This window comes from Alteromonas sp. R7, assembly GCF_055755235.1.
Map to the genome: position 1 here is coordinate 505,882 of NZ_JBVTQX010000001.1, position 14,084 is coordinate 519,965.

General features: G+C 44.5%; 14 protein-coding genes. 2 read left to right on the forward strand and 12 right to left on the reverse strand.

Annotation, left to right across the window (positions count from 1 at the left end):
* Positions 1-31 precede the first annotated feature (31 nt).
* From AC0J2X_RS02095 to AC0J2X_RS02150, 12 genes are all read right to left on the reverse strand, one after another.
* Positions 32-1,396: a lipocalin-like domain-containing protein gene (locus AC0J2X_RS02095; RefSeq protein ID WP_156086679.1), complete on the reverse strand. Its 1,365-nt coding sequence runs from the start codon at positions 1,394-1,396 to the stop codon at positions 32-34.
* On the reverse strand, positions 1,393-4,320 hold the full coding sequence (locus AC0J2X_RS02100; protein WP_472995724.1) for an ABC transporter permease: 2,928 nt from the start codon (positions 4,318-4,320) through the stop codon (positions 1,393-1,395). Before AC0J2X_RS02100 ends, AC0J2X_RS02095 begins: the two co-directional genes overlap by 4 nt.
* Before the next feature lie 71 nt (positions 4,321-4,391).
* Positions 4,392-5,114: an ABC transporter ATP-binding protein gene (locus AC0J2X_RS02105; protein ID WP_156086677.1), complete on the reverse strand. Its 723-nt coding sequence runs from the start codon at positions 5,112-5,114 to the stop codon at positions 4,392-4,394.
* 349 nt (positions 5,115-5,463) lie between these two features.
* Positions 5,464-6,165 (reverse strand): VC0807 family protein, encoded by a 702-nt coding sequence (locus AC0J2X_RS02110; protein ID WP_014950200.1) that lies wholly within the window; start codon positions 6,163-6,165, stop codon positions 5,464-5,466.
* Between the two features lie 46 nt (positions 6,166-6,211).
* A complete protein-coding gene (locus AC0J2X_RS02115; protein WP_014950199.1) occupies positions 6,212-6,751 on the reverse strand; it encodes a rhomboid family intramembrane serine protease in 540 nt (179 codons plus the stop codon).
* A gap of 19 nt (positions 6,752-6,770) precedes the next feature.
* Positions 6,771-7,937: a glutathionylspermidine synthase family protein gene (locus AC0J2X_RS02120; protein WP_156078626.1), complete on the reverse strand. Its 1,167-nt coding sequence runs from the start codon at positions 7,935-7,937 to the stop codon at positions 6,771-6,773.
* A 2-nt stretch (positions 7,938-7,939) separates the two neighbouring features.
* Positions 7,940-8,608 (reverse strand): DUF1190 family protein, encoded by a 669-nt coding sequence (locus tag AC0J2X_RS02125; RefSeq protein WP_014977050.1) that lies wholly within the window; start codon positions 8,606-8,608, stop codon positions 7,940-7,942.
* A 10-nt stretch (positions 8,609-8,618) separates the two neighbouring features.
* Complete coding sequence (locus tag AC0J2X_RS02130; protein WP_014950196.1) at positions 8,619-9,035, reverse strand: DUF350 domain-containing protein; 417 nt, start codon at positions 9,033-9,035, stop codon at positions 8,619-8,621.
* Between the two features lie 16 nt (positions 9,036-9,051).
* Positions 9,052-9,696 (reverse strand): YjfK family protein, encoded by a 645-nt coding sequence (locus tag AC0J2X_RS02135; protein WP_014979843.1) that lies wholly within the window; start codon positions 9,694-9,696, stop codon positions 9,052-9,054.
* Positions 9,697-9,707: 11 nt separating this feature from the next.
* Positions 9,708-10,763, reverse strand: a complete 1,056-nt coding sequence (locus AC0J2X_RS02140) for a potassium channel family protein (protein WP_170826512.1) — start codon at positions 10,761-10,763, stop codon at positions 9,708-9,710.
* A gap of 148 nt (positions 10,764-10,911) precedes the next feature.
* Positions 10,912-11,592 (reverse strand): PspA/IM30 family protein, encoded by a 681-nt coding sequence (locus AC0J2X_RS02145; protein ID WP_014950193.1) that lies wholly within the window; start codon positions 11,590-11,592, stop codon positions 10,912-10,914.
* Positions 11,593-11,615: 23 nt separating this feature from the next.
* The gene (locus AC0J2X_RS02150; RefSeq protein WP_014950192.1) at positions 11,616-12,005 is read right to left on the reverse strand and encodes a DUF2170 family protein; all 390 of its coding nucleotides are present in this window, start codon (positions 12,003-12,005) and stop codon (positions 11,616-11,618) included.
* Between the two features lie 269 nt (positions 12,006-12,274).
* On the opposite strand from AC0J2X_RS02150, the gene AC0J2X_RS02155 reads away from it, so the two are divergent.
* The gene (locus AC0J2X_RS02155; RefSeq protein WP_202942201.1) at positions 12,275-12,550 is read left to right on the forward strand and encodes a DUF6471 domain-containing protein; all 276 of its coding nucleotides are present in this window, start codon (positions 12,275-12,277) and stop codon (positions 12,548-12,550) included.
* 434 nt (positions 12,551-12,984) lie between these two features.
* Complete coding sequence (gene queA / locus AC0J2X_RS02160) at positions 12,985-14,031, forward strand: tRNA preQ1(34) S-adenosylmethionine ribosyltransferase-isomerase QueA (protein WP_472995725.1); 1,047 nt, start codon at positions 12,985-12,987, stop codon at positions 14,029-14,031.
* The last annotated feature ends 53 nt before the right edge of the window (positions 14,032-14,084 follow it).

The window sequence follows — 14,084 nt, forward strand, 5'->3', positions numbered from 1 at the left end:
CGCTTCGCTGTATATCAAAGGTCAACAGGCCTTAGTAGCCTGTCAATTCCATAAAGCCGCTTCCTGAATGGGAGCCTTTTATTTCCACTCGTCCTTCATAATAGGGAAATAAGCTGTTATTCCATTGGTTTTCCTTGAACGGGCGAATGAATAGGTCGATATCTTTTTCTGGTATTTGAATACGCCAAGCGGTGGGAACAGAGCGAGGTGACTCTCCCTCGTTGATTGTTTCATAGGCCGTTGGCGTAATTGATACGTTGGCTTGCTCGATGGTTTCTTTCGTGCCATTTTTCGCTATATAGCTAGCCGTTGTGAATATTTCGCTGTGTTTGCTTGTACTATTTTTCATGTTTTCATTCATGGCGTGCATGCGAAACGCCATCAATTTACTTCCATCGTCTAAATGCAGCGAGAACCAATCCCATCCCATGGCTTCACTGTTGGCTAGGTGGCTCGTCCATTCGTGATCAAACCAGCCTTTACCCGTAACTCTTACGCTATTGCCCTCTATGTTTAACGTACCTTTCGCGTTAATAAATGGTTGGCTGTAATAGTAAGAGCGAAGGCGTTCGTCTTGTGTTTTTTTACTGTAGCCGTTATCACCCTGTTTGATGAAAGGCCCATAGGTATCTAGATTAAGCGAGACTTTGACGGCGCTAACGCTCGGCGCGTCATTTAATTCTGATAAGCTGTCTGCAGCGGTAGTGGGGATTTTTCCATTTATTCTGACCGGATGATGCGTGCTGCTTTGCCCAAAAGCGACTTTTAACACGGACGGGAACATGGCTTTGCTTTCTGCACCTGTTTGAACCTCCGCCTGTGCCGCTTTCCAAGCCCAATCGTCAATCACTGTCGTAAAGGGTTGTTGATTCACATAGGCATTACCTACACCGCCGCTTGCAAATCGTTCTTCGAAATAATGCTGTTCAGCGGTGTGTAGCGAAGCATGTCCCATCCACTGCTGGCCATTGGTCCAGTTTTTTGCGATATGGTTGTTGGCGTTAACTTCAGCACTATTTTCAGCATTAACCTTAACGCTTGGAGGGGCATTTAGCTCAGTATTGAAACGAAAAAGCGTATATTGAAGGCCGAACTCTTGCCCGTCTTCAGCGCTTAACACAAACGTGAGGTACCACCACTCTAACTGAAAATCGGGATGACTCATGTGATCGCGCGGTATCGCAACAGTATAGCCCCGCTTTACTGGCGTAAAGGCGTCGCTCGACTGCATGTTTCCAAAAAAGCCGTTTGGCGTGGAGGTTCCCAGAGTTTCGTTTTCATCTTTTGGGTTTTCAGTACATGCACTCAACGTGAAACAAATAGCTATAAGTACTAAAAAAGTATTGGCTTTAAATTGCAAAAACGTGGTGTTGGCACTACCTAAATGGTTTTTCATAGCTGAACTTCCTGCCTTAAATCAACTTTCGGCTTAAGTTTTCCTAAAGGTAACAACAGCACCAGTGAAACGATAAGCAGCGATAACCCCACGCTAGAGAGAATAACCTCTGCATTAAGTGAAAGCGGGTACACCCAGTTAAATGCATGCCGGTTTACTTGTTGAATAAAGACATAGGCCAAGTACACGCCAAAAGGAATGGCGAGCAAGGCTGAGATAAAACAAAGCAGCAGATATTGCGCAAACAGAGATGCTTTTACTTTAAGCTGACTAACGCCAATGGCACGCAATACAGATAACTGCGCTGTGCTGCCTATGGTTAGCACCGTCAGCGAAACAGCGAAGGCGACGCCCGCCACCAATAGGGTGGTAATGTTAAGGCCGTCGGTTAATACAAAGGTACGATCAAAGGTCTGCATAGAGGTATCTAACAGCGCTTGTCGGGTATAAAGGGCAATTTCGCGGTGTTCCCCTAACTGTGATTTTAGCTGCTGTTCGAGGATGTCCTTTCCATAGGTGCTTTGTTTGTTATCGCCTATCACGTTCGTCTCAATAGGCGGCTCTGGGTAAATAGCTACTACACCGGGAAAAAGTTGATCCCTGATAAGGACATCGTTTCGATTAAACGAGGGAAGAGGCACTAATATTTGCCCGTTCAGGTTACCGTAGTCAGGATAAATACCCAGTACTTTCCATTGAGGCGTCGCTGCAAATACCTTTGAGTTCGACGAACTGCTTTGTGAGCCTTGTGTTGGGTCAGTAGTTTTATCTTGTGGCGAGCTATACGCCTCGTTAGATGTATTAACCGCCGAAGAACTTGAATTCGCAGTTTTACGAAGGCGAATATTTTCTATATCTAGCGTGTGTCCTAACTTTGCGTTAAGGGCAAACGCTAATTGCTGATTGATGAATACCCCTTTCCCTTCTGTAAACTCACGCCACGCTGTGCTGAGGTCGTTGTTTATTACATCATCGAGGACAAGCGCCTTTTTACCGTTTTGGTGAACGGGGTAGCTACTGATAGAAACGTAAGTGGGTGGGCTGTTACTGACTTCATGTGTTTCTTTATGTGTCTCTTCTTGAGCACGTGAGCTAATGACAGCTCCCTCGGCCTTAAGTAAAGGAGTTAAAGCAAGCGGAGGTAACGATTTGGTAGATAACGTTTCGATACGACTAAGTGGCGCGTCGGTGTACAGATAGAAAGGCGCGTAAAGCCTTTGCGTTAACCATTGTTCAGTGGCGTCTCTAAAGCTGTCCGTCATGGTATTCATACCAATATTTGCGGTTAGCGCTATAAAGAATGCACAAACGGCGAGACGGGTTTTGCTAGACAGTAAATGCATATTAGCAATGACGTAGTGAAACACGGGCCACTGTCTTGGTACAAATCTAGTCAGTAGCTTAGAGAAAATAGGTAACCAAAGAAGAATAAGCGCGCAGCTGGTAAGGAGTAACAGTGCAACAAAGAAAAGTGCTGAAGCAGTAGAAGATACGAACCCCTCAGCGATAAATAACAGTAGTAGGGCACATAATGAGATAAGACCTACGGCAAATTGGCCTAACGCATTTTCTTTTTTGACAGGCGCTACGGTTAGGGCATTTGAAAGCTTAACTATAGAAACTAACGAAAAAACAACCAGCGATATAAAGGTCGTTGTTAATGCGAAGCCGAAGGTGAAAAGCAGATTAACGTCTGGGTTAACAAATACGGCGTTAAACAATGACGTAAATGTACCGTTTATCACAGGTGACAACCATGACGCCGCTTGAAAACCGATGAACATGCCAATTGGAATACTTATTACGCAGTAAACAAGCAACTCGGTGAATAGGGCAATGCTTAAAATTCGCTGAGATATGCCCAGCTGCCTTAAACGAATGATATTGGGTAGCCGCGTGCGGTACATCAAGTTTAGCGCGTTAAGTACTATAAAAAGCGCCACAACGCCCATCAGTCCGCTCGTCGCCCAAAGATTTAGCCTAAAACTATCTGGCAACGAACCGGTGTCATTGTCTGTATTGCTAGTGGTTTGCTTTACAGGTATTCCAAGTAGGGTTTCTATTTGGGTTAAATGTTGATGTGATAGCGGTGAAAGTGCAATAAGCCCGGAAAGTGGGACGTAAGCTTTCTGTTGCTTTGCTTGTTTCTCTTGCGCGCGTTTAGCATTGTCAGGAATAACAGGCTTAACAGATTCATCATTCTCAATCGTTACCCCGCCTCTGTAAAATTCATCGATAGAGATTAAAATTGTATTTTGCGGAGCAAAGCTGCTCACATACGCGCTTACCGTTGCAGGCCAATAGGGACTTGGCGCGGATTTTCTATCGATTTCATTGAGCGTGTCGTGACAGGCCAGTTTTGCGTTCGTTAAGGGGTGAATAAGCCCATTTACAGCGAAGTCGCCCCCAGAATTTGAGCGCAATTCGCGTCCCGCTGGCGTCTGCTGGTTTTCCATTTCACTAAATTTCTTCGCATTTGGCGATAAATAGGAAAGCGAAAGAGCGCTATCGTTTTGGGCAGGCGCTTCAAAACCTCTCTTTCTAAATGCGTTTCCTAAAAGAGGCTGAGTATCAACACCGATTAATGTGAGAGTTGTTGCTGTGGGCTCGCTGCCATTGCACGATAGGGTGATGTCTCTTTCAGTTATCGCAACAAGCTGGGTAAAACCCTGCTTGCGAAGCGTGGCATAATCACTTTGTGCAAAGCGAGTTCTGCTGTCTGCTGGGGTGATGATACTGCCCAAGGTAAGCCCTTGCTTCGACTGTAGCAGTTCACCTTGTGTAGCGCCTTCGTTTATAAGCAAAACGGTAACCAAGCCAGCATTGGCCAGTATAATTGCGGCCATAATGAGCAATGGCTCCCACGGCCTGTGCCTTGCCATTGCAAGTAAGCTAGAAAGTGTTAACAGTAGAGTGCGTAGCACGTTATTTTCCTACTTGCTGTTTTCGGTGTCTTTTTCACAGGGCGCATATCGCTAACGTTTTTCACCTACAATTAGCTTGCTGCTACTGGTGTAGATAAGGTTTGTTCTTTAGTTTTATATTTCACACTCTCTAATACCCCTTTATGTAGTCGCAAAGCGGCGTCTGCTTTTACTGCGACGTCTTGGCTATGAGTTACCACAACAAGAGAAGTATTGGCCTCTTTACAAGTTTTAAAGAGTAAGTCAGACACGGTTTCGCTAGTGGTTTCGTCTAAATTGCCGGTGGGTTCGTCGGCCAAGATAAGCGAGGGGCGATGTACAAGTGCTCTAGCAATGGCACAGCGCTGCTGTTCACCGCCAGATAACTGACTTAGCGGCTTTTGCGCTAGGGGTAATATCCCAAGCTGCTCCATTAATGCTAATTGGTAGTCGTTATCTACATTACCTTTTAGCCTTGCAGTAAAGGCAATGTTGTCCCACGCATTAAAGCAGTCGAATAAATTGAAGCTTTGAAACACAATACCTAAATGCTGTTTGCGAAAATTGTCGATATCCTTCGCTTTAAATGTATTATCGAGTTTGCTATTGCCAGCAATCGACAATCCATTTACCGAAATATCTCCACCGTCGGGCGTCTCAAACCCAGCAATAAGCGACAGCAAGGTAGATTTACCGCAGCCAGAAGCCCCCTGAATACTCACCGATTCACCTGTCTTTACGGTAAGGTTAAGGTTGTTGATGAGCGGAGCCCCTGTCTTTGAAAAAGATTTCTTTAAGTCTTTTATTGTCAGCATAATTCGCCGTTTTGTATTGAACCGTCTTAGTGTGAACATGAAGGAGCGAGAATGCATGCAATAGGCTATACTTAAAACGCAATTAGCAGCGCTTATGGCGTAATGTTAGAGGTGCAATGCGCGCCTTCAATTAGCGCCTACATGTTCTAATAGAACGGGTTATTTTTATATTTGAGAGTATACGTAATACCCACGCTTTTTGGTTAAAAGCGGTGCGGAAATTTGATGGGCTCATACTCTTATGCGTCTAAGGTAGTGCTTTGGTGGCTTAGGATAGTAGATATGTAACAGCTTTAATTGTGGGGAAGGGCATGTTAAAGGGGCGTTAAGCCCCTTATCGATTGTCCTTTTACTGATTGATAAAGTTATCGAGTTCTTCGCCAGTAATTTTTTTGATTTGGGCAAATAAATACCAAAGCGCAGCAATAAGCAAAATCATGCTCGGGATCACAATAACTGGGTAGCTAAGCGCAGTCATTCGGCCAAGCTCTTCAGTGTATGCCGTAGTGCCCGGCTCACTGACCAATATCATTTTTGCCAAGATATAATTTAGTGCAGAAGAGAGGAAAAACGAACTCGCTACGATGTAAGAGCTAACCGCGACTTTCTTTTTAAACTCGCTCTGTTTTCCTTTCGCATCAAGAACTTGGTTTAGGTGTGGCCAGTTTATGATTTGGTCGTTCAAAATAAGCATTTTGACCAAGGGTTTATTAGAGTATTGGGTTACGAGTACAGCAATACCGATAATGCCTGGGATAGCGGCTTCTTTTATCGCAATATACTCTGCAGGCAGTTTAAGTAAGCTAAACCCGCCGGTAAGTAGTACGCTGATAATGCCTAAAATGGAAAAGCCGTTGACCTTTCCCGACTCTTTTAAATCCCATAGGCCATAACCAATAGGAAAGCTGAGTGCCGCCACAATGCTCCACGCAGGGCCTAGGTAATCTTCCGAACTTGCATAGCTCATTAGCACCACAGGAATAACAATGTTAAACGCGAGGTTGCCGAAAAAGCCTTGGTTTTTTTGTGTAGGTTCTTGTACTGCTGACATATCTAATTACAACGTCTTATCTTGAGGCTAATTATACGTAAACTAATTAGCGTGCCCAGTGCCATGCGGCAAATAAGCCGCCAATAAAGCCAAACAGATGATATTCAAAGGAAATAAATTTGGATGTGGGAAGTACACCAACCAGCATTCCTCCGTATAGCGCTGCAACTACTAGTGAAATAAGCAAATACCGCACTTTGTTACTTCTAAACCCTGCTAGCACGAGGAAGCCGAAGTAGCCATATACCATGCCGCTCGCGCCAATATGCGTAGCGCTTCTACCGAACAGCCACACGCCCAAACCACCTATAAGCAGTGCGCTTAGCGTAGCGATAAGAAACGTGCGTTTTCCCCACTGCATAGTAAGCCACATGAACAGCAAAAGAGGCACCAAGTTAGCCATCAAATGAGTGGGTGTACCGTGAAGGAAAGGGGCTGTGAATATATATGGCAAGGTTGAAAGTGTACGAGGCACTACACCAAACTGATTAAGTGCATTGCCGGTAAGTAAGTTTGCTACTTCTATTACGATTAACAATGCACCTAGCGTCAGTAGAACGCGAATTTGGAAAGAAAGCGGCTTCATCGAACGCCCCTAAAGTAGATTACAAAATAATATGAGGAAGGTAGCGAGAGAGATCTTGGGTAATAGCAGATGCATCTTCTCTTACTGAAATACCTGCTGGCATGTCATCTACCAACCAACTACCTATGAGTGTATGGTTACCTTCAAAAACGGGTAAAGGTTCAAATGCTTGAACAATATAGCCTTCTTCGCCGTAAGGACCATCGCTAAGCCTATTCTCAATTCCACCTTCAATGATTGAAACATTCGCGCCTTCCCTAGAAAATAGAGGCTTTTTAATCCACTTTCCTGATAGTGTGTTTGTTTTTATTTCATCTGAAAAATAAGCGGGAAGCAGGTTAGGGTGGCCTTCAAACTTCTTCCAAAGCTGAGGAAGCAAGGCTTTATTGGAAATTATCGATTTCCATGGGGGCTCTATCCAATTAACTTGGGCATCTTCTAACACATCGCCAAACTCTTCGCGCAGCATAAACTCCCAAGGATAAAGCTTGAAGCAGTCTGTAATTGGCGCGTCTTGAAGATCGGTAAAAACGCCCGTGTCCGCCAACCCAATGTCTTCAATAAAAACGAAGTCAGCTAAAAGCCCGGCCTCTGTAGCGCAGTCTTGTAGGTACTGCACTGTTCCGCGGTCTTCTACGGTATCTTTACAACACGCCATGTGCAGTTGATTAATGTTGTAGTGCAATGCTATTTCGCGAAAGCGATGAACTAGTTTTTCTTGCAAGCTATTGAACTGATCAGCGTGCAGGGCGAGTTTGCCGGCATCCACATTTTGTGAAAGCCACAGCCACTGCCAAAAGCCAGATTCATACAAGCTGGTGGGCGTATCTGCATTATTTTCTAGTAGCTTAGCTGGCCCTTTGCCGCTGTAGACAAGGTCAAGGCGTGAATACAAACTGGGGGCTCTTTCCTGCCAGCTGTTTCTTACTAAGTCCCAATGTTGCTCTGGAATTCGAAAACGAGTAAGTAATTCCTCACTATTAACCACATCTTCGGTCACTGCCAAGCACATTTGATGTAGCTCGGCTGTGGGGTCTTCAATATCGTTTTCAATTTGCGCTAGCGTGAATTGGTAGTAGGCACTTTCATCCCAATAAGGCTCGCCATACATGGTGTGGAAATGAAAACCAAACTCGTTAGCCAACTGCTGCCAGCCCTTGCGAGGCTGGCAAGGCATTCTAAACATAGTTATCCGCCCCAGCCGCCTTTACGGCTGCTGCTACCCCAAGATGATTTTGCACGAACGCTGCTACCAAACCCGCCTCGTTTCATTGTGCGGTTCACGGTAGGCTTAGGCTTATAAACGTCTTTGTTTACGCGATATTTTCTTTTGCGAATGTCGCCGTCGAACACATAGCCGTCTGCCGTTATCCAGCGTGAACGAAACGGTGAATTATATGAATAGGAAGTATATAAGGGCTGTGAGTAATAGCGATTTGGCGATAGCAGAGAGCTCACCATGTAACCTGCCATGAACGGCATGAAAAAGCTGCCGCTACTATTATTCACATATTGGCACTGGTTAGGGCCAAATTCATGTTCGCAGTCGTACTCAGAGCTAAAGCGCGGACTGGTGCGCATGGCCTCGTCGACCGCTGTCTGGTAGGCAGCTTCACAACGCTCTACTGCATCAGGAAAATCCTGTTTACAGTCTTCTAGTGAGGTGTAAATGGTGGCGTCTTCTTTTTCGCCGCCACAACCACTTAAAATAACGCTGGCCACACCCAATGCTAAAGGCTTCACGCTAAAACCTTTGCGCATGCGACCAAGGTCAATATGTTTGGTGCGTTTTAATGCGGGCTTTTCACCTTGCACGCTATCAACAACATCAAGCTGAGTGTTTCGTTTATCAGTCATCGCTGCCCCCTTAATAGGTCATGCAAGCGGCATTGAGTAAGCCTACGGCAATAGACATGCTGGCAAGCATAACACCCGCAGAAACTTCGTTATTGTTTATGCGCTCAGCGATTTTCGGCATAAAGCTAAAACGCAAAATGGCAAACGCTAGGGATTGTGCAATCACAGCAACAAGCGCCCAAATAGCAAAATCTACTACAGCAACCGAGTTTGAAGCTGCGCTGCCAAGGGCGATAGCAAAACCGATTATAGCACCACCAAAACCGATGGCAGCGGCAACGTTTTTCTCTTCTTTTACCAGCTTCCATTCATCGTGAGGTGTGACCAATGCGTACACCAATTTGAAGATAAACAAAAAAACAATCGACAAGCCGAAGTAAAGCGCAAAGTTATCAAGGCCAGCCAAAGATTGCATGATCGTATCCATAGTTATTCCCTTTTTATTAACCGTTTATAGTGATATCTGCAGGTTCAACATCAAACCCCGTTGAAATCACCAAACATCTATCTAAATTATTACCTACTTGCTTTTCTTCACCCACAACAAGCAGGGTTTCAACTCTATCGTTACTGATTGGGCGTTCATACAGCATCATAAACTGATCAGTGGTACTCACATCACCATCTTCTTCATAGGTAGTTTCAGTGACGGCAACAGGCGGTGACTCATCGCCCACTGCCCCCCACACGCGGGTATAGACCTTACCGTCAAGCTCATAGGTGGGCTGGCTGATAACGTTTTTCAAGCATTCGTTCCACTGAGCAGTATTACCAATGGTTTTCGTTTCATAAAAGTGCCACAGCTTAACATCGGTAATGTGATTCTCAGACAAGCCGCCGTCGGTGACCACCTGTAAAAATCCATCGTCGTCGGTGTAAAAGCGAAGCAGAGTGCCACCTGTATCTAAGGGCGCTTCACCTACCGCTTGAATTAATTGAGAACGGGCTGCGCCTTCAATAGTGAGCTCCGGTTCTAATAGCGAAAGTTTCAAGTTATCTAACTCGAAAGAGCCACCTAAATAAAGCCCCATTATTTCTGGCGACTTAGGTTTTTTAGGTTCTGATTTTTTAAATAGTTTACTAAACATGTTTACGCCTCTTAATCAGCGTCTAGAGAAGACCAGTTAATTGCATTAATGCGGCGCTCAGCAATATAAAACAAGGTGTCTCCCGGGTTTAACGTAACGTCCAACGGTGGGTTTACCACCATTTCTTTCACAAGACCATTTGGCGCATAACCAATAAAGATGGCATCGTGTTTACGTTTCAAGTTAATAAATAACTTAGCAACAGAAATGGCGTGGCTACTTTCTGGTATTTTTACTGAAAATTGCGCTTGGCCCTCTTCAATACTCAGCAAGTCGTGATGAAGCATACTAGAACCAGGATCAAAAGCGGCTTTAACTAACATTTCTATTGCCACGCTGGGTGTACACTCCACTTTAGGACAGTGATCCTGAAGTAAGCTGACTAGGCTATCATCATCAAAATAGGCCACCTGATGTGCATCAGGATTACGCTTAGTACAATACAGCGCGGTAGTCATGGTGACATCGTCTTGTGGGTTATCGATAAGAATAGTTCGGGCGGTGGACACGCAGGCGCGATCCATATCTTCGTCTTTGTTAAACGAATCTACCTTCACGAACTCAATCACGCCAGGCATGGGGTTAGTGATATCGGCCTTCACACACAGCACAATATCAGGGCGCTCTGGCATGGCATCGCGTTCTTGAAGTATTAAATCAAGCAGTAGCATAGTACGCTGCTCATTCCACCCAATTACTAAGATATGTTCATCTAGCATCAAGCTATTCATACCCAACAATCCTTTCTTCCACGTTAATGAAACCCAAGCTGCAATCCGGCCAATTACCATGGCGAAGATACTCAAACCAAGCGGTATGACGTAAAGCGCTACAACCAGTTTTCCCGCTGGCGTGACGGGAGATAAATCACCATAGCCCACTGTAGAGGCGGTGACCGCCAGCCAGTAAATAAAGTCGGCGTTGGTAATTAAATCGTGCTCGTCTGCAGCGTAAAGTAGCCAATAGCTTGTTACTGCGTAAAAGGCGGTGGCACCGACAATAGTGTACCAGCGTGATTCTGCAAAATATTGCAGCATGATTTTTCGCAGTTTTATCCATGGAGACATAAAAGAAACAGCCCTTGTTATGCGTGCCCTTACTCTGCCTTGAAGTACTTGATTTGTCTAGGTTAGCGCTTTACTTAACGGTAATTTACGCAGGAAATTATTGTAACAAGAATTAAAAATGGGAGCGCGTAGCTCCCATTTTTCTAACTTACTTGCCTAGAATTCGCGCTAGCTCGTCATCGGCCGAGGTTTTACCACCTTTAATGCCCGCTTCGGCTAGACGTTTTTCTAGATCGCTGCTCGATTCATTATTTGCTAACTCTTCTGCAGCTTGTAGTTCAGCATTGCGCATCTTTTGCTTATCTTGAATACGTGACAGTGACTCTGTCGCCGTTTTCATTTTGCTATTCGCACCCATGTGGCGTGAAGAAACCGCTACTTGCGCCTTCTGAACGCTTTCAGTGGCTTTTACCATATCCACTTGCTGCTCTAAGCGACGTAAATTCGCTTTCGCCTGTTGGATATTTTGTGCCAGCTGCTTTTCTGACTGCTGGAACTGATCAAGATATGTTTGTTCTTGGTCTCGTTCTTCTTTAAGTTCAGACACCTTTTGCGCACAGTCTAGCGCGAGTTGGCGGTCGCTATCGATGGCTTTGCGCGCGTGAGCTTCGTATTCCGCAATTGACGAATTGAAGCTATCCACTTTTTGCTGAGAAAGTTTACACTTTGCCAAGATTTGGGTACGTGCATGGTCTGACTTACGCAATTCTTCTTTGGCTTCTCTAATTTCTTGTTCCAGAATTCGAATAGCCTGACTGTCTACGACAGATTGAGCAGCTTCGGTTGCACCACCTTTTACTGCAGTTACTAATTTTTTCCACACTGACATTCGCTTCTCCTTAGAAGTAAATTTTAGTTAAGGTGTGTTTCGTAGGCATCTAAGAAAGATGCAACATTCTGAAACAGGGTTTCCACTTCAATAACGATACTTTCGGCTTTTGACTGGGCACTTAGCGCACCAAAGGCAGTGTAGTACTCTTCACCACCAATGTTTGAAATGCCTACCGTGGTCAAAGGGAACACCATATGAGTAGACAATATTTCATGATCTAGCGCTGGCTTATCTTTCACTTCCGACGCTGCAAACAAAAGACTCTCTACTAAGATCTGCTCTCCGCTGATAGCAAGCCAGGCATCTATGCCGTCTTGATTAGCAATAAGTAAGCAGTTTTCCTCACGTGTTACCACAAAGTCATCATGCTCTTTAAATAAGGCTTCGATGCTTTCCAGTTCCCAGCTCATACCTTTCTCCTTTAATTATTGAAGCGATAGTTGTGAAAATGAATGTCGTGTAAGTGGTGTGTTATACAACTGCACTTTATTAAAAACAGATACTTTGCTGTATTAACCACCGAAGTTACTGTAACGACTATTTTCATCTTCGCCAATATCTAGACTTGCAGTGTAGACCTGTTGTGCCATAATCGTCAACATTAAATACATGCTATAAGTGTAAAAAAGTGTGTTTTTGTAAAATATATATCACATTTGTGTGGTTTTTTGGAGGCTGTGTGAACACTGGAAATACGCAAGGTGCTAAAAATGCGTGGCGGCAAACGGTAGCAAGAGTCGTGAAATCTGAGATGTCTGTGCGCGGCGTAAAATATCAAGCGTTAAGCCAAAGGCTGGAAGAGATTGGCGTGGAGCAAAGCGCAGATAATCTTAGAAATAAGGTAAATAAAGGTATTATGGGCGCCGATTTACTTCTGCAGATTTTGTACGTGTTGAAGGCGCGTCCATTAGATGGGGCGCTTTTGGAGGAAATCTTAACTGATCTTCAGCAATAAACAGCGTAAAATACCGCCGTTCATAAGATATCGATATTCAACTAACCTGTCGCGCAGAGGAATCGAAGCTTCGCAATAACGTTGCGATGAGTGAAGGTAGGCAGGGAAAATAAGCAGATAAAAAAATACCCAGCAAGTGCTGGGTACGAATGATAAGGAATGTTTATGGGAGAACATCATCACTATCTGCAGGTATCTTAACCGTTTAAGGAGTTAAGTGCTATTTAATAAATTGAATTGTACGTATATTGTTCAATATAAAGTTATTTTATAATATACGTTAATTTTTAATTTGTTGATAATAAACATTTTTTGTTTTTATTCTGACTTTGGCTTAATCTGTAGATCTATTTTTATTAGCCTTTAGCTGCAACTTAAATAACACTTAATATTCTACTTTTGTCTAACTTTTATGCCGTAATTTAGTCGTATTTATGAAACTATCAGATTTTAGCTTCGAGCTACCCGAAAAACTTATCGCCAAATACCCAACTCAGCAACGTACAGCGAGTCGCTTGTTACATTTAGATGGGAAGACTGGCAATGTAGCGCACACGATGTTCGCTGACATGCTGAAATTTGTAGAGCCAGGCGACCTCTTGGTGTTCAACAATACGCGGGTTATTCCTGCACGTTTACTGGGCAAAAAGGAAACGGGTGGTCAGGTTGAGGTGCTGATCGAGCGCATCACATCAGACAATACAGCGTTAGCGCATGTTCGCGCGAGCAAGGCGCCTAAGCCTGGATCTAAGCTGATTCTTGAAGAAAAAGTGAATGTTACGGTGACAGGGCGAGACGATGCGCTATTTATTTTACAGTTTGACCACGATGAGACCGTATTAACGCTGCTAGAAGCCCATGGCCACATGCCGCTACCTCCTTACATCGACCGTCCCGATGAAAGTTCAGACAAAGAGCGCTATCAAACCGTTTACAATCAAAAGCCGGGCGCGGTTGCGGCGCCTACTGCAGGGCTACACTTTGACGATGCAATACTGGCTGCGTTAAAAGAAAAAGGCGTTAATTTGGCCTTTGTAACTTTGCACGTTGGCGCGGGTACATTCCAGCCTGTGCGCGTTGATAATATTCAAGAGCACAAAATGCACGCAGAGTTCGCCGAAGTACCACAAGACGTTGTTGACGCTGTTCTAACCACAAAGGCCAACGGTAAACGCGTTATTGCAGTGGGTACAACCTCTGTACGCTCTTTGGAGTCAGCGGCAAAGGCAAGTGCAGAGCGCTGTGATGAGGAAGTTATTGCGCCATTTAACGAAGATACTGAGATTTTTATCTACCCTGGTTTTGAGTTTAAAGTGGTAGACGCAATGTTCACCAATTTTCACCTTCCAGAGTCCACGCTAATGATGTTAATTAGCGCATTTGCTGGCAAAGAGAATGTCATGAAGGCGTATCAAGAAGCGATAGAGAAAGAATATCGATTCTTTAGCTACGGTGATTCTATGTTTATTGAACGCGCCTAAGCACATTCGCCCGAGGACATTAGGCGTTTAAACCGGTGTTTTGCGGGCCTTTC

Coding starts and splice junctions, on each gene's coding strand:
- AC0J2X_RS02095 (WP_156086679.1), bottom strand. CDS start 1,396: ATGAAAAACCATTTAGGTAGTGCCAACACCACGTTTTTGCAATTTAAA.
- AC0J2X_RS02105 (WP_156086677.1), bottom strand. CDS start 5,114: ATGCTGACAATAAAAGACTTAAAGAAATCTTTTTCAAAGACAGGGGCT.
- AC0J2X_RS02110 (WP_014950200.1), bottom strand. CDS start 6,165: ATGTCAGCAGTACAAGAACCTACACAAAAAAACCAAGGCTTTTTCGGC.
- AC0J2X_RS02115 (WP_014950199.1), bottom strand. CDS start 6,751: ATGAAGCCGCTTTCTTTCCAAATTCGCGTTCTACTGACGCTAGGTGCA.
- AC0J2X_RS02120 (WP_156078626.1), bottom strand. CDS start 7,937: ATGTTTAGAATGCCTTGCCAGCCTCGCAAGGGCTGGCAGCAGTTGGCT.
- AC0J2X_RS02125 (WP_014977050.1), bottom strand. CDS start 8,608: ATGACTGATAAACGAAACACTCAGCTTGATGTTGTTGATAGCGTGCAA.
- AC0J2X_RS02130 (WP_014950196.1), bottom strand. CDS start 9,035: ATGGATACGATCATGCAATCTTTGGCTGGCCTTGATAACTTTGCGCTT.
- AC0J2X_RS02135 (WP_014979843.1), bottom strand. CDS start 9,696: ATGTTTAGTAAACTATTTAAAAAATCAGAACCTAAAAAACCTAAGTCG.
- AC0J2X_RS02140 (WP_170826512.1), bottom strand. CDS start 10,763: ATGTCTCCATGGATAAAACTGCGAAAAATCATGCTGCAATATTTTGCA.
- AC0J2X_RS02145 (WP_014950193.1), bottom strand. CDS start 11,592: ATGTCAGTGTGGAAAAAATTAGTAACTGCAGTAAAAGGTGGTGCAACC.
- AC0J2X_RS02150 (WP_014950192.1), bottom strand. CDS start 12,005: ATGAGCTGGGAACTGGAAAGCATCGAAGCCTTATTTAAAGAGCATGAT.
- queA (WP_472995725.1), top strand. CDS start 12,985: ATGAAACTATCAGATTTTAGCTTCGAGCTACCCGAAAAACTTATCGCC.